Consider the following 23,475-nt stretch of genomic DNA (forward strand, 5'->3'; position numbering starts at 1 on the left):
TTATATTTGATAGAAATAACGTTGTTAATTTAGATGTCTTATCTTTGTTGACGAAAATAATTACGAGGAAAGATGTTGTATATTGGGGTTTTAGACGGTCAAGATATTATGAGATATGCATTAAAGCATATCATAAGTGAGCTTACAAATTCAGCATTTGAGATTAGCGAATTAGGGAATTTGGCAGAATTACGTCAGTTTTTAGTTTCACATTCAAATGGAGTAGTAATCTTAGATCCTTATTGTTCTACTGTTGATAGTCAAATAGAGCAAGTTGTAAGTATGCGAAATCAATTTGTAACTTCTTCGTGGTTGTTGTGTTTTAAAGAATTGAATGAATCTTGGTTAAGGCAATTTTTAGGAAATAGAAAACCACAATTTAATATTCTTTTTAAAGATGATAGATTAACTGTTATTCAAGAAGGATTATTGAAAACACTTTGTGCAGAGAAATACGTGTCTCCACGAATAACTAATAAAATTTTGGAGCACGAGGAGAGTATTAAAAAAGTTGAGCAAATATTAACTAACTCTGAAAGAGAAATTTTGAAAGAGATTGCATCAGGAAAGATGACAAAAGAGATTGCTTCTGATAGAAGTATAAGTGTACATACTGTAATTACTCATAGAAAAAATATCTTTAAGAAATTAGGAGTAAATAATGTGCACGATGCAACACGCTATGCTATTAGAGCGGGGATAATAACTGTAAATGAATATTACATTTAATTTTTGGTATACATAAAAAAAACTGCTGATTAGCAGTTTTTTTTTATAGAGGTCCTTGATTTTTAAATATATCTTGATTTATCTCATCAATATAGTTTAGCACTTCATCTCTACCTGTTTTGTCTTCAGATGAGGTAACGAAGTAAGGAGGCATTTCTGCCCAATTATTCGCTAACATTTGTTTTTGATATTTGGCAACAAGTTGAGGCACTTTCTGTCTACCTACTTTATCCGCTTTAGTAAAGATAATACTGAAAGGAATTTCAGATTCTCCAAGATACTGCATGAATTCTAAGTCGATTTTTTGAGCATCATGTCTAATATCAATTAAAACAAAAGCACTTACAAGTTGTTGTCTTGTTTCAAAATAGTCAGTAATGAATTTTTGAAAAGTAGACTTTGTTTTTTTAGAAACTTTAGCATATCCATATCCAGGTAAGTCAACTAAGAACCAATTAGAGTTAATCTTAAAGTGGTTTATCAATTGTGTTTTTCCTGGACGAGAAGATGTTTTTGCTAAATATTTTTGATTTGTAAGCATGTTGATAAGTGAAGATTTACCAACGTTCGATCTACCGATAAAAGCATATTCCGGTATTGGTTCGTTAGGACACTTCTTAGATTCAGAATTACTTACAACAAATTCAGCAGTGTTTATTTTCATTATTATTTGATATTTCTTTCATTAAACCAAGCGAACAAAAGTTCGTTGAATTGATCTGGATGTTCCATCATTGCAGCATGACCACATTTTTCTATCCAGAATAAACTTGCATCTGGAAGAAGTTCGTTAAATTCAATAGCAACTTCAGGTGGAGTTACTTTATCATTTTTACCCCAAATTAGACAAGTTGGAATTTGAATATTAGGTAAGTCTTTAGACATATTGTGTCTAATAGCACTTTTAGCAATTGTAATTGTTTTGATAACTTTCATTCGATCATTAACAGTCGAAAAAACTTCATCAACTAATTCTTTTGTTGCTATAGTAGGGTCGTAAAAAACATCTTCTGCTTTTTTCTTGATGTATTCGTAATTTCCTCTTTTAGGGTAGCTATCTCCCATAGCGCTTTCATATAATCCAGAGCTTCCTGTTAAAACCATAGCTTTAAGATATTCAGGATACATTTTCGAAAAATATAACGCAATATGCCCGCCAAGAGAATTTCCAAGCAGGATAACTTTTTCATAGCCTTTTGTATCAATAAAATCTTTTACAAATTTTGCAAAAGCTTTTACGTTTGTTTTCAAAATGCTATTTGTATAAAGAGGAAGTTCTGGTAGAACTACCTTATAACCTTGTTTAGGGAAAAAATTTGTAACACCGTCAAAGTTGCTTAGACCTCCCATTAATCCGTGTAGAATGATAATCGGTGTTCCTTCACCAATTTCAACATAACGGAATTTACCATCTTCTTTTAAAGTTCGCTCCATGTAGTTTCTAAATGCGATTTTTAAATTCCCACAAATATACGCTTTTATAAGTGACAATATTTGTAAATAAAGTAATAATTTATAGCGAGATATGCATTTTACTTGATTTAACTATTTTAAACATAAAATTTGTGAAGAACTTTTGGTAGTAAAAAAGTGTTGAAATACTCTTAAAAAGATATGTAAAACGATTTGTAAGTTGGTAATTAAGGGCTAATTGTCAATAGATTATCATTGCAATCTCAATAAATACAATGCATACGAAAAACTTATCAACAAAGTGGGTAAAAGTGGTAAATTGTGGTAAAAAAATGAGTACATTTGCTAAGATTACAATTATAAGTATGCTTTGACGTCAATAATAGGGACATATGAATGCAAAATAGACACTAAGGGAAGAGTGTTGGTTCCTGCTTCTTTAAAGAAGCAGTTGCCTGCTATTGCCGATGGTTTTGTGTTAAAAAGATCTGTTTTTGAGACCTGTTTAGAGCTTTGGCCTATGCAAGAATGGAATGTTATGATGGGTAAACTAAAAAAGTTAAATCCATTTGATAAGAAAAACGATAAATTTATTCGTCGTTTTATGGCAGGGGTTAAAAATGTAGAAATTGATGATGCTGGACGTTTATTAATAGCAAAAGATTTAATAGAATTTGCTGGTATAAACAAAGAATTGGTCTTCTCGTCGAAGATAGGAATAATTGAAATTTGGGATAAAAAGTTATACGAAGTTAGTTTGATAGATGAAGAAGATGATGATTTTGGAGAATTAGCACAGGATGTAATGAGTAATATTAATTTTGATGAGTAAAGAAGAAGAATACGGATATCACAGACCAGTTTTATTGGCTGAAAGTATAGATGGTTTAATAGTTGATCCGAATGGGATTTATGTAGATGTGACTTTTGGAGGTGGAGGTCATTCGAGAGAAATTATGAAGCGTTTGGGGCCTGATGGAAAACTTTTTGCTTTTGATCAAGATGAAGATGCGTTAGAAAACGCAATTGATGATCCGAGATTTACATTGATTAATCAAAACTTTAGACATCTTAAAAGATATTTAAGATTTTATGGAGTTAAAGAGGTTGATGGAGTATTGGGAGATTTAGGAGTTTCGTCTCATCAGTTTGATGTTGCAGAGAGAGGTTTCTCTACCAGATTTGATGCAGAATTAGATATGCGTATGAATCAGTCAGGAGAATTATCTGCTTATCATGTTGTTAATGATTACGATGAAGCAAGCTTGAGACAAATGTTCTTCATGTATGGTGAATTAAAAAATGCAGGATCGATTGCAAATACAATTGTAAATGCAAGACAAGATAATCCAATAAAAAATACGGATGAACTAAAAATTGTTTTAGCAAGGTTTTTACCAGCTCATAGAAGTGCTAAGATATTAGCACAAATATATCAAGCGATTCGAATTGAGGTCAACCAAGAAATGGATGTTTTAAAGGAAATGTTAGAACAAAGTTTAGAGATCTTAAAGCCAGGAGGTCGTTTGAGTATTATTTCATACCATTCTTTAGAGGATCGTTTAGTTAAGCGTTTTATGAAGAACGGAATGTTTGAAGGGGAGCCTGAAAAGGATTTTTATGGAAGATTTGAAGTTCCTATGAAACAATTAGGGAAATTAATAATTCCAACAGATGAAGAGATCGCGATTAATAATAGAGCGCGTTCTGCTAAACTTAGAATTGCTGAAAAGAAATAAGAAATGAAAATAACAAGTCCAAAAGATATAATCAAAGCTAAGATCCTTGTAAATGAAGGTTCTGCTAAGACTTGGGCTTTTATTATCTATGTTATTGTTCTGAGTTTATTGTTAATTGGAAATACGCAATCTTATGAGTCAAAAGTTTTTAAGATAGCTAAGCTTACACACGATGTGAAAATGTTGCGTGCAGAATTTGTTGATACACGATCAGAATTGATGGAATTGAAGATGGAGTCAACAATTACAAAGAATTTGGAAGAGGATGGGATTTTTCCATCAGAAACGCCTCCAATGAAAATTAAAGTTTCAATTGAAAAAGTAAAAAAAAGTTTTTGGAGTAAGCTATGGCAGTAAAAGGTAAAAATATTTACATCAATATTTATCTTGTTTCTGCATTTGTATTACTGATGGCAGGAGGAATTGTCTATCGCTTAGTTCAAATTCAAGGAATTGAAGGAAAAGAATTAAGAGCGAAAGCACAAGATAAAACAAGAATTAAAGAAGTGGATATTCCGGCAAATAGAGGGAATGTTTATTCTTCTGATGGAAGTTTGCTTGCAACTTCTGTACCGGTCTTTGAAATTCGTTTTGATGCTGTAGCACCAGCGGAAAAGGATTTTTATGATAATGTAAAGCCATTATCAGATTCTTTATCTGTAATGTTTAAGAAGCCTTCGAGCTATTATGAAAATATGCTTAGAAAGGCGCGTAAGAATAGAAGCCGATATGTTTTTATAGCAAAAGGGTTGAGTTATACGCAATATGTAAGAGTAAAGGATTTTCCTTTGTTAAGAAGAGGACCTTATAAAGGAGGTTTTATCTCATTACAAAAAACAGTGAGACAACATCCGATAGGGAAGATTGCGCAACGTACGATTGGGTATGAGCGTAAGTTTGAAGACAATACTTTTAGTAGAGTTGGGATCGAAGGAGCATTTACATCTTATTTGAGTGGAGTTGATGGTAGACGTAAGATGCAGAGTTTGGGTAAAGATCAATGGAAGCCTATTAATGATGAAAATGAGATTGAACCAATTGATGGACAAGATATAGTATCGACTATAGATGTATATATACAAGATATTGCGCACCACGCTTTGTTAAAGCAATTGGAATATTACAGTGCAGACCACGGTTGTGTTGTAGTAATGGAAGTGAAGACAGGAGCAATTAGGGCTATTTCTAATTTAGGACGTTCTGAAAGTGGAGATTATTATGAGACAGTGAATTATGCTGTTGGAGAAAAGCACGAACCTGGTTCTACTTTTAAGTTAGCATCATTGTTAGCTTTATTAGAAAAAGGAAAGTCAGATACAGCGCGTATTTATGATACTTATGATGGTGTTGTGAAATTTTATAATGCCCGTGTAAGAGATTCTAAATGGGGTGGATATGGAAAGATATCTTTAGCAAGAGGTATTGAAGTGTCTTCAAATACAGTGATTACACAAGCTGTAAATGAAGGATTTAAAAATAAGCCAAGCGAGTTTACTGATTATATCAGTTCTATTTGGATGGATAGAGCTTTGGATATATCAATAAAAGGAGGAGGAGTACCTTATGTTCCTAAACCAGGAGTTAAGGGATGGAGTGGATTAGCTTTACCGTGGATGGCATTTGGTTATGGATTATCTATTACTCCATTGCATACATTGACATTGTATAATGCTGTTGCAAATAATGGAGAGATGGTTAGACCACAATTTGTCTCTGAAGTAAAAGAGTTCAATAAGACGGTAGTCCAATTTGACAAGGAGGTGTTAAACCCACAAATAGCTTCTCCAGAGGTAATAAAACAAGTGCAGAATGTTTTAGCTAACGTTGTTGTAAAAGGTACAGGACGAAAATTAAGTTCTCCCAACTTTTCAATGGCGGGAAAAACTGGTACAGCACAGGTTAATTATGGAAAAGGAAAAGGGAAGGATATGTATTATTCATCTTCTTTTGCAGGATATTTTCCAGTAGATGATCCTAAGTATTCGTGTATTGTAGTAATTCATAAACCGGATAGAACTAAGAGTTATTATGGAGCAGACGTTTCTGGGCCAGTATTTAAAAGAATTGCTCAAAAGATCTATACGGATGTGCCTACTACAAAGCAATTGAAAAACATCGATGCAGTACCAAATGTGATCGATGCAACATATGAGGATTATTATACTCAAATTAACGACCCTAATGGTGTAATGCCAAATGTACAAGGAATGTATGTTATGGACGCTGTTCCTTTATTAGAGAATTTAGGATTAGAAGTGGTTGTAAAAGGAATTGGAAAAGTGAAAAAGCAATCAATAATTGCTGGAGAAAAAATAAATAAAAAACAAAAAGTAGTATTAGAACTATCGTGAAAAAATTAAAAGATTTACTATATAAAGCAGAATTAAAACTTGTATCAGGATCAATGGATCTTGAGATAGAAGCAGTTGAATTTGATTCACGTAAGGTGAGCAGTAACTGTTTGTTTGTTGCTATTTCTGGTTCTGTAGTTGATGGACACGAGTTTATTGAACAAGCAATTTCACAAGGGGCTAAGGCTATTGTTTGTGAAATAATGCCAGAGGAGAAACAAGAAGATATTACTTATATAGTTGTAGAAGATAGCAATAAGGCTTTAGCAGTAATTGCGAGTAATTTATACGATAATCCTTCTGCAAAAATAAAATTAGTTGGTGTTACGGGAACTAATGGAAAAACAACAATCGCTACGTTATTATATGACTTATTTAGAAATTTAGGTTATGAAGCAGGGTTGTTATCAACTGTTGTTATCAAGGTAGGTAGTGTTGCACATAAAGCTACACATACTACACCAGACTCATTGACTATTAATAAGTATTTGAATGAGATGGTTAAGGCAGGGTGTGATTATTGTTTCATGGAAGTTAGTTCACATGGAATAGTTCAAATGCGAACATTCGGTCTTGATTTTGATGGAGGGATTTTTACAAACCTGACACATGATCATTTAGATTATCATAAAACATTTGCAGAATATAGAAATGCGAAACAAGCTTTTTTTGACCAATTGTCGAAAAAGGCTTTTGCGATTACAAACGTTGATGATAAGAACGGGTTAGTAATGACTCAGAATTCAAAAGCAAAGTTGAAAACATATGCTTTAAAAACAGTTGCTGATTATAAGGGACTGATTTTAGAAAGTCAGTTTTCAGGAATGTTGATGAAAGTGAATCAGCGAGAAATATGGGTTCAATTGATAGGAGCATTTAATGCATATAACCTATTAGCTGTTTACGCAGCAGCTGTTGAATTAGGGATCTCTGAAGATGATGCTTTGCTTGAAGTAAGTAAATTATACAGTGTAGCAGGTAGATTTCAGTTTATTGTTTCTTCTAAGAAAGTAACAGCAATTGTAGATTATGCTCATACGCCAGATGCGTTGAAAAATGTAATTGAAACAATTAATTCTATCCGAAGTTTCAATGAAAAGTTAATTACAGTTGTTGGCTGTGGTGGAAATAGAGATAAAACAAAGCGTCCTGAAATGGCGCAAATAGCATCTGAAATGAGTAACAAAGTGATATTCACTTCAGATAACCCTCGTTTTGAAGATCCTTATATGATTTTAGAGGATATGGAAAAAGGGGTAGAGCCACAAAATACGATGAAGACGATTGTTGTTGAAGATAGAAAGCAAGCCATAAAGCTTGCTTGTCAACAAGCTGAACCTGGAGATATAATTTTAATTGCAGGTAAGGGACATGAGTCTTATCAAGAGATTAAAGGTGTGAGAAGTCATTTTGATGACTTAGAGACGGTAACTGATTTTTTAGAACAATAGATTAGAAGAAGTATTAGGTTATGTTATATTATTTATTTCAGTATTTAGAAGAGTTTTTTAAGATTCCTGGAACAGGGGTGTTTCAGTATATCACATTCCGTTCAGGAATGGCATTGATTATATCTTTATTAATCTCTATTATATACGGAAAGAAGATTATCAAGTTTTTACATAATATGCAAGTTGGTGAAACTGTGCGTGAGTTAGGACTTGAAGGACAAAAAGAAAAAGCTGGTACACCAACAATGGGAGGTGTTATCATTATTATAGCGACACTTATTCCTGTATTATTATTTGCTAAGTTAGATAATATCTATGTGCTATTGTTGATATTAACAACAGTATGGATGGGAGTAATTGGGTTCTTAGATGATTACATTAAGGTTTTCAAAAAGGATAAAGAAGGATTAAAAGGAAGGTTTAAAGTTATAGGTCAAGTAGGATTAGGTCTAATCGTGGGTGCTGTACTTTATTTTAGTCCAAGTGTTACTGTACGTGAAATGCCAGCCAATAGAACATTAGTGGAAACAGTCGTTAGTAAGTATGATGTTAAATCTACAGCTACAACAATCCCGTTCTTAAAGGATAATGAATTTGACTATAGTGTATTGCTTTCGTGGTTAGGAGATGGATATGAAAAATATGCTTGGTTAATTTTTATACCAATTGTAATTTTTATTGTTACAGCTGTTTCAAATGGAGCAAACTTAACGGATGGTATCGATGGTTTGGCCGCTGGTACTTCCGCAATCTCAACATTAGTATTGGGAATTTTTGCATTTATATCTGGTAACGTTGTATTGTCAACTTATCTAAATGTAATGTACATTCCTAACTCAGGAGAGATGACTGTGTTTATCTCCGCCTTTGTTGGTGCCCTCATAGGTTTCTTGTGGTATAATACTTATCCAGCACAAGTATTTATGGGAGACACAGGAAGTTTAACTATTGGTGGAATTATTGCTGTAATGGCTATTGCTGTTAGAAAAGAATTATTGATTCCTGTACTATGTGGTGTTTTCTTAGCAGAGAACTTATCAGTTGTTTTACAGGTTTCATATTTTAAATATACAAAGAAGAAATATGGTGAGGGACGTAGGATTTTCTTAATGTCACCATTACATCACCATTTTCAAAAGAAAGGGTATCACGAAAGTAAAATAGTTACTCGTTTTTGGATTATAGCAATCCTTTTAGGGGTATTCTGTGTAGTATCTTTAAAACTTAGATAGTATGAAAGTAGTTGTTTTAGGAGCTGGAGAAAGCGGCGTTGGTACAGCTATATTAGCCTTGAGTAAAGGGTATGAAGTGTTTGTTTCAGATTTCGGAAAAATAGCTGATAAATATAAACAGTTATTAGAGGAAAATAAGATTCAATGGGAAGAAGGAAAGCATAGTGAAGATATTATTTTAAATAGTAATATAGTAGTTAAGAGTCCTGGGATACCTGATAAAGTAGCTATTATTCAAAAAATAAAGCAAGCAGATATTGAGATTGTTTCTGAGATTGAGTTTGCTTATGCTTTTAATCCAGAATTATCGGTTGCAATTACTGGTAGTAACGGAAAAACAACAACAACAATGTTGACTTACCATTTGTTAAGTAATGGAGGAGTAAATGTTGGTCTTGCTGGAAATATAGGAGACAGTTATGCTAAACAAGTAGCTGTTGACCCAAATAAATGCTATGTGTTAGAATTGAGTAGCTTCCAATTAGATGGAATTAAGCAATTCAGACCACATATAGCAGTGATCACGAATATTAGTCCTGACCACTTAGATAGATATGATTATAAGTATGAGAATTATATCGATGCTAAGTTTAGGATTACAATGAATCAAACCACCGATGATTATTTGATTTATGATTATGACGATATAGAGATTCAGCGCTGGTTATCAAATCATAAAACTGCTGCTAAAAAAGTGCCATTTTCTATTACAAAGAAATTAGAATATGGAGCTTATTTAGAGGGGCAAAATATTATTGTAGCTATGGATAAGGAAACTATTGTATTGCCTATTAATGAGCTTGGTATTGAAGGGAAGCACAACGTAAAGAATGCTATGGCTGCTACGACTGTTGCACAGTTGAAACGCATAAGAAAGCAAAGTATTCGCGAAAGTTTGTCTGATTTTCAAGGGGTAGAACATAGATTGGAAAAAGTCCAAAAGATTGATAATGTTCAATACATCAATGACTCAAAGGCGACAAATATTAATGCAACTTTTTTTGCTCTTGAAAGTATGAAAACTCCAACTGTTTGGATAGTTGGAGGTGTAGACAAGGGGAATGATTACGATGAGCTTATGCCATTAGTAAGAGAGAAAGTAAAAAGCATTGTTTGTTTAGGTGTAGATAATGAAAAAATTAGAACTGCTTATGCAAATGTAGTTGATGCATTTGTAGAAGTACAAAGTATGAATGATGCTGTGAAAATGGCACAAAGTTTTTCAGAAAGTGGTGATACAGTGTTATTGTCACCAGCTTGTGCAAGTTTTGATTTATTCGCTAACTACGAAGATAGAGGAAGACAATTTAAAGAGGAAGTTAATAATTTATAGAAAAGTAAAATGAAAAAGTTTCTCCCAACATTATATGGAGATAGATACATTTGGACAATATTATTACTATTGGCCTTATTCTCGTTTGTACCTGTATATAGTGCAAGTACTAACTTGGTGTATACCATTGGTACAGGGAAGTCTACTTTTTCATATTTATTAAAACACTTTACTTTTTTAAGTATTGGTTTCGGAGTAATGTGGTTTATACATACTCGTGATTATAGATATTTTAGAGCAGTATCGATTTTTGGTATACCAATTATTATAATTCTTTTACTCGTTACATTATTAAAAGGGCAAACAATTAATGGAGCCAATGCCAGTAGATGGTTAAACCTTGGTTTTGTACAGTTTCAGCCTTCAGCTTTGGCAGCTATTATATTGATTATGTATGTTGCCCAATATTTAGTAAGTATAAAGGATAAAGTTGTTGAGTTTTGGCCATCTGTGTTAGAGTTGTGGGTTCCTGTAATGATAGTTGTAGGACTTATTTTACCAGCCAACTTTTCTACTGCTGGATTGATATTTGGTATGGCAGCCTTGCTTGTGTTTGTAGGACCTTATCCTAAGAAGTATTTGGTAGTTATTTTGATGACTGGATTATTAATGCTTGGGTTATTCGTTTTAGCAGCTAAAGCATTTCCAGGTGCAATGCCTAATAGGGTAGATACATGGATTAGCCGTATCGATAGATTTGCAGGACCAGATGATGGAACAAAAGATTTATATCAAGTTGATAATGCAAAAATAGCTATTGCATCAGGAGGTTTATTTGGAGTTGGTCCAGGAAAGAGTATCCAGAAGAATTTCTTGCCACAATCTTCTTCCGATTTTATTTATGCAATTATTGTTGAAGAATTAGGGTTGGTAGCAGGACTTACGATATTAGGATTGTATTTATGGTTGTTTTATAGATTTTTAATAGCATCACATAAAGCACCTACAATGTTTGGAAAATTATTAGTTATTGGTCTTGGATTTTATATCATCTTTCAAGCCTTAATTAATATGGGAGTGGCAGTATCATTTTTACCCACAACAGGTCAAACATTGCCTTTGATAAGTAGTGGAGGAACTTCTTCAATTATGTTGTGTTTTGCTTTTGGAATTATCTTAAGTGTAACTAAGAAAGAGCAAGAAGTAAAGGCACAGGAGGAAGAGAGGAAAGAAAGAGATGCAGCTATTCAAAAGGAGTTAGAACGATTAGATCTTGAGCGACAAGAATTAGAAAAAAGAGAATTAATATAATTAGATATTACAATGAAAAAAGCACCGAGAGTCATATTGAGTGGTGGTGGAACAGGAGGACATATTTATCCTGCTTTAGCTATCGCAAATGAGATTAAGGCGAGATATGCAGATGCGGAAATATTATTTGTTGGTGCAAAGGGTAAAATGGAAATGCAGAAGATTCCTCAAGCTGGATATAAGATTGAAGGTCTTTGGATTTCTGGAATACAACGTAAGCTAACTTTAGACAATCTTGCTTTTCCTTTCAAATTACTTAGTAGTATTTGGAAGTCTAAAAAGATTATAAAGGAGTTTAAACCAGATGTTGTTATTGGAACAGGTGGTTTCGCAAGTGGAGCAGTCGTAAAAGTTGCTGCTGATAAAGGAATACCTACTGTAGTACAAGAGCAAAACTCTTTTCCAGGAATAACTAATAAGTTATTAGGGAAAAAAGCAAAAGCAATCTGTGTCGCTTATGATAAGTTAGAACGTTTTTTTCCAAGTGATAAAATCTTTAAAACAGGAAATCCTGTTCGAATGGATTTAATTGATGTTAATGCAAAACGTGAAGAAGGTATTTCTTTTTTAGGTTTAGACAACAATAAGAAGACACTATTAGTTCTTGGTGGAAGTTTAGGTGCAAGAAGAATAAATCAACTGATAGAAAAGAATCTTGATTCTTTTAAACAGAGTAATATTCAAGTTATTTGGCAGTGTGGTAAATTATACTTTGAAGAGTATAAAAAATATGAAGGAGATAATATTCAGGTAAAGGCGTTTATTGATAGAATGGATTTAGCATATGCTTCAGCAGATTTTGTTATTTCAAGAGCAGGAGCATCATCAATATCAGAACTTGCTTTAATAGGAAAGCCAGTTATATTTATTCCTTCTCCTAATGTAGCAGAAGACCATCAGACAAAGAATGCAAATAGCATTGTGGAGAAAGATGGAGCGATAATGATAAAAGAAAGTGAGCTTGATGATAAGTTTACTAAAGTTTTTAGTAACTTAATTATTGATGAAGAATACCAAGGAGTATTGGGTAAGAATTTTAAAAAATTAGCCTTGCCAAATGCAACTAAAGATATAGTAGACCGAATAGAGTCTTTAATGAAATAAGATTATGGAAATAAGTAAGATAAAGAGCGTTTTTTTTATAGGTATAGGAGGTATTGGAATGAGTGCCTTAGCTCGTTATTTTAAATTCTTAGGAAAGAATGTTGCAGGATATGATCGTACACCAACTCAGTTAACAGATGAGTTAGAAGAAGCGGGAATCGACATTCATTTTGAAGACAATGTTGAATTATTAGAAGAAGAGTATAAAGACAAGGAGAGTACGTTAGTTGTTATAACACCAGCGATTCCTTCAAGTCATAAGCAGTGGGCTTATTTTAAAGATAATGGTTTCGATATCCGCAAGCGTGCAGAGGTATTAGGGTTGATAACAAAAGACACTTATTGCTTTGCTGTAGCAGGTACACACGGAAAAACTACGACAACAAGTATTTTGGGACACTTGTTGTTTCAAGCAAATATTGATGTAACAGCATTTGTGGGAGGAGTAGTAGAGAATTATCAAACGAATCTAATTGGTAGCGGTACAACAGTTACTGTTGTTGAAGCAGATGAGTTTGATAGATCTTTCTTAAAGCTATATCCGAACACTGCATGTATTACATCGACTGAGGCAGACCATTTAGATATTTTTGGTACAGCAGATGAGATGCTAACTGCATTTCAAGATTTTGCTGACAAAGTTGAAGATAAGACAAAAGTTTTTACTGCTGATGGCGTAAGTTTAGAAGGAGTAAGAGTTGGTTTTGCAGAAGATGCTAAATTTAGAGTAGCAAATATTAAAATTGTTGATGGATGGTATGTATTTGATATTATTACACCAACAGAAGAAATAAAAGATGTACGTTTTGGATTACCAGGACATCATAATTTATCAAATGCATTAGTTGCTTTTGCTATGGCATATACTTATAGAGTTGATAAAGATTTATTGGTAAAAGGACTTGAAAGTTTTCAAGGGGTTAGACGTAGATTCTCGTATAAATTGCGTTCAGAGAAATTGATTTATATAGATGATTACGCACATCATCCAACAGAGATTTTAGCCGTTAGTCAAGCAGTGCACGAATTATACGGAGACAAAAAGATAGTGGCAGTATTTCAACCACATTTATTCTCAAGAACAAGAGATTTTATGGGGGAGTTTGCTAAAGCGTTATCAACATTTGACAATATTGTTTTATTAGATATTTATCCTGCAAGAGAGGAGCCTATTGAAGGAATTACATCTGCTGCATTATTAGAAGATATTACTTCAAGTAATAAGGAATTAGTGGCTAAAGAATCATTAATTAATTATTTGAAAGGAATAGATGCAGACGTAATTTTAACTATAGGAGCCGGAGATATTGGTGAGATGGTTAGTGAAATAAAGAGAGAATTAGAAAATTAAGATTAGTTTATAGTGAAAAAGTGGGTAAAAAATATTAAATGGTCAGATATTCGCATATTGTTATTGTGTTTAGTCTTATTATTTATATATTCATTCACGAATAAACGCAATGATTCTCGTGTGATTACGGACATTGAGGTTTTATTTAAGGGAGGAGAAGAACATTTTGTTACAGCTACAGAAGTTCGCGATTTGGTTAAAAATAATTTTCCAAAAATTTCCGAGATAAATAGAACTGTTTTAGATTTGAATAATCTGGAAAAAGGGGTGCTAAATAATGACTTGATCAAGGATGCTGATGTATATTTAACAGTTGATGGAAGGTTATTTGTTGATGTTTGGCAAAAGAAAGCGATAGGTAGAATCATTGAAGATTCTAAAAACTATTACTTAGATGAATATGGACAGAGAATGCCTTTGTCAATTCATTATTCGGATCGAGTTCCTATGGTGCAAGGAAAAGTAAACCAGAGTAATGAAAAAGACCTTAAAGAGATGTTGGAATTGATAAACGAAGACGAATTTTTAAGAAAGGACATTACGGGGATTATTGTAGAATCAGATAGGTCACTTAAGTTGATGAGTCGAACAAATAATTTCGATATTCAGTTTGGGGGATTTGATGAGAAAGAAAAAAAATTGAAGAATTATAAAGCTTTTGTGCAGTATATGGTAAATGAAGATATTGAACAAAATAAGTACAAAGTAGTAAACCTGAAGTTTACCCAGCAAGTGATATGCACTAAATAGTAAAAAGGAGTATGGAAAAAGAAAATATAGCTGTAGGTTTAGACATTGGAACAACTAAGATTGTTGCAATGATTGGTAAAAAGAATGAATATGGCAAACTTGAGATTTTAGGTTTAGGGAAAGCTAAAAGTCTTGGTGTAAAACGTGGGGTTGTAAATAACATTTTACAAACTATTCAGTCTATTTTACACGCAGTTGCTGATGCGGAAGCAGCAGCAGGATATAAAATTAAGAATGTTGTTGTTGGTATCGCAGGACAACATATTAGAAGTATACAACACAGTGACTACATCAGTAGAGAAAATCCTGATGAAGTTATTGGTGACAAAGATATTGAACAGTTAATTAACCAAGTTCAAAAATTAAGTATGTTACCTGGAGAGGAAATAATACATGTTTTACCACAAGAATTTAAAATTGATGGTGAGCCAGGTATTAAAGAGCCGATAGGAATGTATGGAAGTCGTTTAGAAGCAACATTTCATGTTGTTGTAGGACAAGCGGCATTGATTAAAAATGCAGGTAGATGTATTAAAGATGCAGGTTTAGAATTAAGTGGTATCACTTTAGAACCATTAGCATCTGCAGAAGCTGTATTAAGTCAAGAAGAAAAAGAAGCTGGTGTTGCATTAATTGATATAGGTGGTGGTACAACTGACCTTGCAATTTTTAAAGATGGTATCATTCGTCATACAGCTGTAGTTCCATTTGGAGGAAATGTTATTACAGAAGATATAAAAGAAGGATGTGCTATTATTGAACGTCAAGCTGAGATTTTAAAAGTAAGATTTGGATCTGCTTGGCCAGGTGAAAATAAAGACAATGAAATTGTTTCTATTCCTGGATTAAGAGGTAAAGAACCGAAAGAAATCTCTTTAAAGAATTTATCGAAAATTATTCACGCACGTGTAGAGGAAATAATTCAATTGGTATTTTCTGAGATTAAAAGTTATGGATATGAAAATCCACAGAAGAAATTAATTGCTGGTATTGTTTTAACAGGTGGAGGATCTGAATTAAAACACATCAAGCAATTAGTTGAATATATAACAGGAATAGATACTCGTATTGGATATCCAAACGAACATTTAGCAGGAGATTCAAATCCCGAGATATCAAGTCCGTTGTATGCTACTGCTGTTGGTTTAGTGATGGAGAGTAACCGCAATCAGATTAAGGGAGCAATTTCTTTAGTTGAAGAACAAGAAGAGGTTAAAAAAGAAGAAGTGAAACAAGAGGTTGTAGAGCCGATTGTTGTGAAGCCAGTGGCAAGCAATAGAGAACAAACAGAAACAGTTCAGTATAATGAACCAGAAAGAGTTTCTGTAGAATCAAAAGAGCCAAGAGAAATAAAAGATGAGTCTTTAAATAGTCCGATTGCGGAGAAATTTGAAAGCAGTTTCTTTGGTAATTTTTTTAGAAAGATTAAAGAGTTTATTGAAAAGCAAGAATAAAAGCGCTACGTATATGGAGAATACAGATTTTGGAGGAATAAAGTTTGATTTACCAAAAAACCAATCAAACGTTATTAAAGTAATTGGTGTTGGAGGTGGTGGAAGTAACGCCATTAACCACATGTTTAAGCAAGGTATTAAGGGTGTAGATTTTATAGTTTGTAATACTGACTCACAAGCTTTAGAAAATAGTACAGTACCTAATAAAATTCAATTAGGTGTTAACTTGACTGAAGGACTTGGGGCTGGAGCTAATCCAGAAGTAGGACAGCAATCTGCTCTTGAAAGTATAGAAGAAATTGAAAAGATGCTTGATGTAAATACTAAAATGGTATTTATTACAGCAGGTATGGGTGGAGGTACCGGAACAGGTGCAGCTCCAGTAATTGCTCAATTGTCTAAAGAGAGAGATATTCTTACGGTAGGAATTGTAACGATTCCTTTCCAATTTGAAGGAAAAGTAAGACAAGAACAAGCCTTAAAAGGTGTTGAGCGTTTACGTAAGCAAGTAGATTCATTAGTTGTTATCAATAATAATAAATTACGTGAAGTATATGGAAACTTAGGTTTCAAGGCTGGTTTCTCCAAAGCTGATGAAGTCTTATCTACTGCTGCGCGTGGTATTGCTGAAGTTATTACACATCACTATACACAGAATATTGACTTAAAAGATGCTAAGACAGTATTGTCTGATAGTGGTACTGCAATAATGGGATCAGCAACTGCTTCAGGTGAAACAAGAGCTAAAGACGCTATTGTAGATGCTTTAGATTCTCCTTTATTAAATGATAATAAAATTACAGGAGCTAAAAACGTATTATTATTAATCGTTTCTGGTTCAAATGAGATTACTATTGATGAAATTGGAGAAATTAATGATCACATCCAAACTGAAGCTGGTCATAATGCTAATATCATTATGGGAGTTGGTGAAGATGATACATTAGGAGAAGCTATTTCTGTAACAATTATTGCTACAGGTTTCAATATAGAGCAACAAAAGAATATTGTTACTACATCTGAGCCAAAGATGATTATTCATACTTTAGATGATGAGCAAAAAGCAGTAAGAAATTTATCTTCAGCTGCGCCATTAAGTTCTTTTAGTTTTTCTACACCAAATGAACCTTTATCAGCTTTAAGTAGTACTGATATCGCTAATACTTTTGGTCAAACAGAAGAAGCAGAAGAGCCTAAAGAAGAAAAAATCACTATCTATAATTTAGAAGATGATTTTGATGAAGACGATAATGACGATGATTATTTAGACGGTGGTGATGATCCTGAAGATGGAGATCCAGTTTTACCAACAGGAGAAAATGATTTTACTATCATTGACAGAACAAATGAAGCTTCAAATTTAGACGTGTTTTTTGAAAATGTAACACCGAAAGAAGAGGTTAAAAAGAATGTTAACTTATCAGTAGAGCAAGTTTCTAATAAAGCTAAGGACATTCGTGATATTAAAGTTGTGGATCCTGAGTTTGTTATAGTAGCTCCAAAAGCAGAACCTTTAACAGTTATTAATACAACTCAAAAGAGAGTGGTTGAACCAATAGGTTTATCTGTAGAAGAAAAAAACGCACAACCTTTTGCGTCACATTTATCTGCAAATGAAGTAACAGTAGGAAATACTCTTGCTCCAAAAGAAGAAGTTATTCGTTTTACTTTAGAAGATTATACTGAAAAAGAAAGTGAATTATCTGCTGCTAAACCTGTAAATAAACATCAAGAAGATATTGCAGAAGAATTCAAGTTTTCTGTAAAGTCAGAAGTAAAAGCTGAGCCAATTGTAAACGAAACAGAAATTGTTTTAGATGAAGAATTGGATGAAGTAAACCCAATGGAAATGAGTATTGAAGAGTTTACTTTAAGAAGTCGTGCTGCTGAAAGAAGAAAAAAGATGAAAGACTTTAATTATAAGTTTAATAACACAAATAATCAGTTAACTGAATTAGAGCGTGAACCAGCTTATAAAAGAAGTGGAGTAGATTTGAAAGATACAGATGATGTAACTGGAAAATCAAGAGTTAGCTTCGGTGTTGATAGTAATAACGATGCTAAATTAAGATCGAATAATTCTTTTTTACATGACAATGTAGATTAATATTAGGACAGACCTTATATATAGAGCCCGAAAAAGTTATACTTTTTTCGGGCTTTTTTATATATTTGCACTTAAATAAAATATTTGATATGAGTTTACAATCTAAGATTATGGATGCAATGAAAAGTGCAATGAAAGCTAAAGATACAGTAGCTTTAGAGGCACTTAGAGCAATTAAGTCTGAGTTATTATTAGCCCAAACTCAATCAGGGGCACAAACTGAGCTAACTGAAGAAGAAGAAATTAAAATTTTACAGAAATTAGTTAAGCAACGAAAGGATAGTGCAAACATATTTTCAGAACAAGGACGTATGGATTTGGTAGAACCAGAGTTAGCACAAGTAGCTGTTATCGAGCAATTCTTACCAGAGCAAATGTCAGAAGAAGATGTGAAGAAAGTTATTAGTGAGATTATTTCTACAGGAGGTTTTAGTGGAATGGCTTCAATGGGACAAGTTATGGGACTTGCATCAAAAGAGTTAGCAGGTAAAGCTGATGGAAAAACAATTTCAACTATAGTAAAGTCTTTATTGACAAACTAAATTATATAGTGTCCGTGTAGTTCAACTGGATAGAATATCAGATTTCGGCTCTGAGGGTTGGGGGTTCGAAACCTCCCACGGACGCAAAATTATATAGATTGAGAAGCGAAGTATTTACTTCGCTTTTTTTATTTGACCAAATATCACAAAGTATGATAAAAATCATATTTTAATGACTAAATGTGAAGTAGTTTTGGGCTATTCTAAAAAGGTGCTGATATGGAACAGAGAGTTCCAGTTTCGAGTATTATGGCTTCTGATATTGTTAAGTTGAATATTACAGATTCGCTTACTTATGCAGAAGGATTGTTTAAAAAACATAAAATCCGCCACTTACCTGTTGTTTCTGGAAACAAACTTGTAGGGATTTTAAGTTATACTGATTTGTTGAAAATTAGTTTAGCAGAAACAGTTGGTGAGAATGATGAAATAATTGATATGACTGTTTATAATATGTTTACTATTGAACAAGTAATGGTGAAGGATGTTATTACAATACAAGCTGATGAAAACGTCAGAGAAGCGGCAGAAATATTAGTTGAAAAAGATTTTAGATCCTTACCTGTTATGGAAGGAGATATGTTAGTAGGGATTTTAACTACAACAGATTTAATTAAGTATTTGCTGAAGCAATACATTTAAGAAAAATAAAATTGCTATATAAAATAAATAGATTTTGTAGTTTGTGAGTTTGGCTACAAAATTGCATATTGTTGTTTGAGAAAAGCACTAATGTATTTGCATTAGTGCTTTTTTGTTTTTAATACCCCTACAAATAAATCTTCATAAAACTATATCAGGCGCCAAAGTTGTGGATTATGCGTAGACAACTCTTTTTTGTCAGAAATAAAGTAAACGAAGATTTAAAGTATAATATATTGATATGTTCTTGTGATATAGAACATATCAAAGTGTAGTTTTAAACGTATTATGTTCGAGACATCTCCCACTCAAGTCCCACAGAAGTTCGGAAAAATAGCCTTTTTTCCGAAGGTGTCTGGTACTTGTGTGGTATTTGTGTGAAACAAGTATCAAAGAAGCTTATGATAATAGAGCTTTTATACTGTTTTAAAGACTTTCGAAATACATTCTTAGAAATTATTTACAACTTTAATTATAGAAGTATGTAAACTTCTTCTGAGTTCTTCAATGTGTAAATAAAGTACTTTAGAACGGGCAGAGATAAGGTCTTTTCTCTTTTAGATTAACCAAGTTTTATTTTCAACTTTTGTTGTTGTTCTTGTAGGAGTCTTTTTTTATGAGGTATAAAACAGAATTAGATAAAAAATACTTTTGTTAAAAAAACTTTACTAATCTTGTTTTTCTATATTTTTAGAATTCATAAGTAATTTTAATTGTAGTATGGATTATAAAGTATTATTAGAACAAGCAAAAGATATTATTGTAGATAGTGAGAAAAATAAAGAGCAAAAACTATTGGGGATTTGTCAGTTGTTATTTGACTCTATACCTTATTATGACTGGGTAGGGTTTTATTTTGCAGATCACAATAAAAAGGTATTAGAGTTAGGTCCTTATGTTGGAGATGAAACAGATCACGTTGTAATACCTTTTGGAAAAGGAATCTGTGGTCAAGTGGCTAATAGTAACGCAACTTTTTTAGTAGATGATGTTACAGCGCAAGATAATTATATAGCTTGTAGTATTACTGTGAAGTCAGAAATTGTGGTGCCTTTATTTGTAAAGGGGGTAAATATTGGTCAGATAGATATTGATTCTCATACCATAGCTGCTTTTACACCTAAAGACCAAGAGTTTTTGGAAAACCTGAATTTAGAAGTAGCCAGTATGTTTTAATTTGATTTGCTGAAAAGTATTTGAGGAGCAATAAAAATCTTTTTAAAAAAAGTCTTCACATAATGCTTTAAATTAAAAAATAAAATTACCTTTGCAATCGAAATATAGATCGTCTATAGTTCATGCATAAAAATCATTTAAAAAGAATATTGGCATGTATTTATCAAAAGAAAAAAAAGCTGAAATCTTCGCTAAACACGGAGGACAAGCTGCAAACACGGGATCAGCTGAAGGACAAATCGCTTTGTTTACTTTCAGAATCTCTCACTTAACTGAGCACTTAAAAAGAAATCGTAAAGATTACAATACTGAGCGTTCATTAGTTCTTTTAGTAGGTAAAAGAAGAAGACTTCTTGACTACTTAAAGAAAACTGAGATCAACAGATATCGTGAGATTATTAAAGAATTGAATATTAGAAAATAATCAATAGTGAAGAGGTGCCCTTGTGCGCCTCTTTTTCTTTTTAGCCTTTTGGCAAAAAAAGACTGGTTTTTCATTGGGTTTCATACAACTACACAACAACACACAACACAACACACAATTATTAATGTCTCTCTTCGGAGAGACAGAAACCCTAAAGTATTAAATTATTATGATTCCTAAGGTAACCAAAGAAATTATCGATCTTGGAGATGGAAGAACTATTTCTATCGAAACAGGAAAATTAGCGAAACAAGCGGATGGATCTGTAGTTGTTCGTATGGGAGACTGTATGCTTTTAGCTACAGCAGTTTCTGCACGTACTTCTAATCCAGGAGTTGATTTTCTACCATTAACTGTAGATTACAGAGAAAAATTTGCTGCTGCTGGACGTTTTCCAGGAGGTTTTTTCAAACGTGAAGCTCGTCCAAGTGACCAAGAAATCTTAACTATGCGTCTTGTTGACCGTGTATTAAGACCATTGTTCCCAGATGACTACCACGCTGAAACACAAGTTATGATTCAGATGATGTCTCATGACGAAAATGTTATGCCTGATGCATTAGCTGGTTTAGCTGCTTCTGCAGCATTAGCTGTGTCTGACATTCCATTTTACAACTACATTTCAGAAGTAAGAGTTGCTCGTATTAACGGACAATTTATCGTTAACCCAAGTAAAGCTCAATTAGAAGAGTCTGACATCGATATGATGATTGGTGCTTCTAAAGATTCTGTTGCTATGGTTGAAGGTGAGATGAAAGAAATTTCTGAAGCTGAAATGGTAGAGGCTATTAAATTTGCACATGAGGCTATCAAATTGCAAATTGAAGCTCAAGAAAAAATGCGTGCTGCATTAAACTTAGAGTATAGAGAATATGAAGGAGAAGAGGAAGATGAAAACATCCAGTCTGCTGTTCATAATGCTGCTTATACTAAGTTATATGAAATCGCATCTCATGCAAGTGCTAAACACGAAAGAAGCGAGAAATTTGCTGAAGTAAAAGAAGAAGTTTTAGCTTTATTTTCTGAAGAAGAAAGAGAAGAGAAAGCTGATTTAATTAGTAAATACTTCAACAAAACTCAAAAAGAGGCTGTTCGTAACTTAATTTTAGATCAAGGTATTCGTTTAGATGGTCGTAAGACTACTGAAATTAGACCTATTTGGTGTGAAGTTGATTACTTACCATCAGCACATGGTTCTTCAATCTTTACTCGTGGTGAAACACAAGCATTGGCAACTGTAACATTAGGTACTTCAAGAGAAGCTAACGTTATTGACTTGCCAAGTGAACAAGGAGAAGAGAAATTCTACTTACACTATAACTTCCCTCCATTCTCAACAGGAGAAGCTAAACCTTTAAGAGGTGTTTCTCGTCGTGAAGTTGGACACGGAAACTTAGCACAACGTGCATTGAAAACTATGATTCCTGCTGATTGTCCTTATACAATTCGTTTGGTTTCTGAGGTTTTAGAATCTAATGGTTCTTCTTCAATGGCAACTGTATGTGCTGGTACATTAGCTTTAATGGATGCTGGTATTCAAATTGAAAAACCAGTTTCAGGTATTGCAATGGGATTAATTTCTGATAGCAAAACTGGACGTTGGGCTGTATTGTCTGATATTTTAGGTGATGAAGATCACTTAGGAGATATGGACTTTAAAGTTACAGGTACTAAAGATGGTATCACTGCTTGTCAGATGGATATCAAAATCGAAGGATTAGCTTATGATATCATGGTTCAAGCTTTGAAACAAGCTCATGATGGTCGTATCCATATCCTTGGAAAATTAACTGATACAATTGCTACTCCAAATGAAACAGTTAAACCTAAAGCTCCAAAAATTGTTACTGTTAGTATTCCTAAAGAATTTATCGGTGCAATGATCGGACCTGGAGGTAAAAACATTCAAGCTTTACAAGCTGAAACTGGTACTACAATCGTTATTAATGAAGAAGGTGACTTCGGAATTATTGAAGTATTAGGTACAAGCCAAGAAGGTATGGATAAAGCATTATCTTCTATTAGTAATATTACATTCTCTCCAGTAGAAAATGAGGTATATACTGTAAAAGTTGTAAAAATGTTAGACTTCGGTGCTGTTGTAGAATTTGTACCTGGTAAAGAAACTTTATTACACGTATCAGAATTAGATTGGAAACGTGTTGAAAATGTTTCTGATGTATTGAAAATGGGAGAAGAGTTAGAGGTTAAATACTTAGGTATTGATCCAAAAACTAAAAAAGCTAAAGTTTCAAGAAAAGCTTTAATGCCTCGTCCACCTCGTGCAGAGAAAAAAGACGAAACTCCAAATAAAGATAACCAAGCGAAATAATTTATATTTCACTTTATCATAAAAAGTAGGGTACCTTGATAAAAGGTACCCTTTTTTTGTTTTAGACCTATTTTTATGGTTTCTATAATTTTAT

At 33.1% G+C, this 23,475-nt stretch carries 21 protein-coding genes and 1 tRNA gene; 20 read left to right on the forward strand and 2 right to left on the reverse strand.

Annotation, left to right across the window (positions count from 1 at the left end; all coding sequences use genetic code 11):
- Window positions 1–72 precede the first annotated feature (72 nt).
- A complete protein-coding gene (locus AABL81_RS01695) occupies window positions 73–729 on the forward strand; it encodes a response regulator transcription factor (protein WP_341340226.1) in 657 nt (218 codons plus the stop codon).
- Between the two features lie 43 nt (window positions 730–772).
- Here AABL81_RS01695 and yihA read toward each other — a convergent pair whose 3' ends face one another.
- Together yihA and AABL81_RS01705 are read right to left on the reverse strand one after the other, a co-directional pair.
- Window positions 773–1,393 (reverse strand): ribosome biogenesis GTP-binding protein YihA/YsxC, encoded by a 621-nt coding sequence (yihA, locus tag AABL81_RS01700; protein ID WP_090404961.1) that lies wholly within the window; start codon window positions 1,391–1,393, stop codon window positions 773–775.
- Window positions 1,394–1,395: 2 nt separating this feature from the next.
- Window positions 1,396–2,163, reverse strand: a complete 768-nt coding sequence (locus tag AABL81_RS01705) for an alpha/beta fold hydrolase (protein WP_158209513.1) — start codon at window positions 2,161–2,163, stop codon at window positions 1,396–1,398.
- Between the two features lie 349 nt (window positions 2,164–2,512).
- Here AABL81_RS01705 and mraZ point away from each other — a divergent pair, with 349 nt between their 5' ends.
- The 19 genes from mraZ (at window position 2,513) to AABL81_RS01800 (ending at window position 23,381) form a co-directional block, all read left to right on the forward strand.
- The gene (gene mraZ, locus AABL81_RS01710; protein WP_158209512.1) at window positions 2,513–2,974 is read left to right on the forward strand and encodes a division/cell wall cluster transcriptional repressor MraZ; all 462 of its coding nucleotides are present in this window, start codon (window positions 2,513–2,515) and stop codon (window positions 2,972–2,974) included.
- A complete protein-coding gene (rsmH, locus tag AABL81_RS01715) occupies window positions 2,967–3,881 on the forward strand; it encodes a 16S rRNA (cytosine(1402)-N(4))-methyltransferase RsmH (protein WP_341340227.1) in 915 nt (304 codons plus the stop codon). Before mraZ ends, rsmH begins: the two co-directional genes overlap by 8 nt.
- Before the next feature lie 3 nt (window positions 3,882–3,884).
- A complete protein-coding gene (locus AABL81_RS01720) occupies window positions 3,885–4,238 on the forward strand; it encodes an FtsL-like putative cell division protein (protein WP_158209510.1) in 354 nt (117 codons plus the stop codon).
- Window positions 4,229–6,232: a penicillin-binding protein gene (locus tag AABL81_RS01725; RefSeq protein ID WP_341340228.1), complete on the forward strand. Its 2,004-nt coding sequence runs from the start codon at window positions 4,229–4,231 to the stop codon at window positions 6,230–6,232. The genes AABL81_RS01720 and AABL81_RS01725 overlap by 10 nt, the downstream gene beginning before the upstream one ends.
- The gene (locus tag AABL81_RS01730) at window positions 6,229–7,683 is read left to right on the forward strand and encodes a UDP-N-acetylmuramoyl-L-alanyl-D-glutamate--2,6-diaminopimelate ligase (RefSeq protein ID WP_341340229.1); all 1,455 of its coding nucleotides are present in this window, start codon (window positions 6,229–6,231) and stop codon (window positions 7,681–7,683) included. The genes AABL81_RS01725 and AABL81_RS01730 overlap by 4 nt, the downstream gene beginning before the upstream one ends.
- A gap of 20 nt (window positions 7,684–7,703) precedes the next feature.
- Window positions 7,704–8,915: a phospho-N-acetylmuramoyl-pentapeptide-transferase gene (gene mraY, locus AABL81_RS01735; RefSeq protein WP_158209507.1), complete on the forward strand. Its 1,212-nt coding sequence runs from the start codon at window positions 7,704–7,706 to the stop codon at window positions 8,913–8,915.
- 1 nt (window position 8,916) lies between these two features.
- Entirely contained in the window at window positions 8,917–10,248 is a 1,332-nt protein-coding gene (murD, locus tag AABL81_RS01740; RefSeq protein WP_090404986.1) for a UDP-N-acetylmuramoyl-L-alanine--D-glutamate ligase, read from the forward strand.
- Between the two features lie 9 nt (window positions 10,249–10,257).
- Entirely contained in the window at window positions 10,258–11,499 is a 1,242-nt protein-coding gene (locus AABL81_RS01745; RefSeq protein ID WP_158209506.1) for an FtsW/RodA/SpoVE family cell cycle protein, read from the forward strand.
- A 12-nt stretch (window positions 11,500–11,511) separates the two neighbouring features.
- The gene (gene murG, locus AABL81_RS01750; RefSeq protein WP_158209505.1) at window positions 11,512–12,603 is read left to right on the forward strand and encodes an undecaprenyldiphospho-muramoylpentapeptide beta-N-acetylglucosaminyltransferase; all 1,092 of its coding nucleotides are present in this window, start codon (window positions 11,512–11,514) and stop codon (window positions 12,601–12,603) included.
- Window positions 12,604–12,607: 4 nt separating this feature from the next.
- Window positions 12,608–13,954, forward strand: coding sequence for a UDP-N-acetylmuramate--L-alanine ligase (gene murC / locus AABL81_RS01755; protein WP_341340230.1), 1,347 nt, complete (start codon window positions 12,608–12,610; stop codon window positions 13,952–13,954).
- A gap of 12 nt (window positions 13,955–13,966) precedes the next feature.
- Window positions 13,967–14,704 (forward strand): cell division protein FtsQ/DivIB, encoded by a 738-nt coding sequence (locus AABL81_RS01760; RefSeq protein WP_158209503.1) that lies wholly within the window; start codon window positions 13,967–13,969, stop codon window positions 14,702–14,704.
- An 11-nt stretch (window positions 14,705–14,715) separates the two neighbouring features.
- Window positions 14,716–16,158, forward strand: a complete 1,443-nt coding sequence (ftsA, locus tag AABL81_RS01765) for a cell division protein FtsA (RefSeq protein WP_158209502.1) — start codon at window positions 14,716–14,718, stop codon at window positions 16,156–16,158.
- Window positions 16,159–16,171: 13 nt separating this feature from the next.
- Complete coding sequence (gene ftsZ, locus AABL81_RS01770) at window positions 16,172–18,265, forward strand: cell division protein FtsZ (protein WP_341340231.1); 2,094 nt, start codon at window positions 16,172–16,174, stop codon at window positions 18,263–18,265.
- Window positions 18,266–18,354: 89 nt separating this feature from the next.
- The gene (locus AABL81_RS01775; protein ID WP_158209500.1) at window positions 18,355–18,807 is read left to right on the forward strand and encodes a GatB/YqeY domain-containing protein; all 453 of its coding nucleotides are present in this window, start codon (window positions 18,355–18,357) and stop codon (window positions 18,805–18,807) included.
- Between the two features lie 10 nt (window positions 18,808–18,817).
- A tRNA-Arg gene (locus AABL81_RS01780) sits at window positions 18,818–18,891 on the forward strand.
- A 135-nt stretch (window positions 18,892–19,026) separates the two neighbouring features.
- Window positions 19,027–19,449 (forward strand): CBS domain-containing protein, encoded by a 423-nt coding sequence (locus tag AABL81_RS01785; protein ID WP_341340232.1) that lies wholly within the window; start codon window positions 19,027–19,029, stop codon window positions 19,447–19,449.
- Window positions 19,450–20,169: 720 nt separating this feature from the next.
- Complete coding sequence (locus AABL81_RS01790; RefSeq protein ID WP_341340233.1) at window positions 20,170–20,625, forward strand: GAF domain-containing protein; 456 nt, start codon at window positions 20,170–20,172, stop codon at window positions 20,623–20,625.
- Between the two features lie 154 nt (window positions 20,626–20,779).
- Window positions 20,780–21,049, forward strand: coding sequence for a 30S ribosomal protein S15 (gene rpsO / locus AABL81_RS01795; RefSeq protein WP_090405012.1), 270 nt, complete (start codon window positions 20,780–20,782; stop codon window positions 21,047–21,049).
- A gap of 169 nt (window positions 21,050–21,218) precedes the next feature.
- Window positions 21,219–23,381 carry a polyribonucleotide nucleotidyltransferase gene (locus AABL81_RS01800; RefSeq protein WP_341340234.1) on the forward strand — a complete coding sequence of 721 codons (2,163 nt, stop codon included), beginning with the start codon at window positions 21,219–21,221 and terminating at the stop codon, window positions 23,379–23,381.
- Window positions 23,382–23,475: the final 94 nt, after the last annotated feature.

It is taken from the genome of Myroides sp. C1519 (assembly GCF_038039755.1).
Classification (GTDB): Bacteria; Bacteroidota; Bacteroidia; order Flavobacteriales; family Flavobacteriaceae; genus Flavobacterium; species Flavobacterium phaeum_A.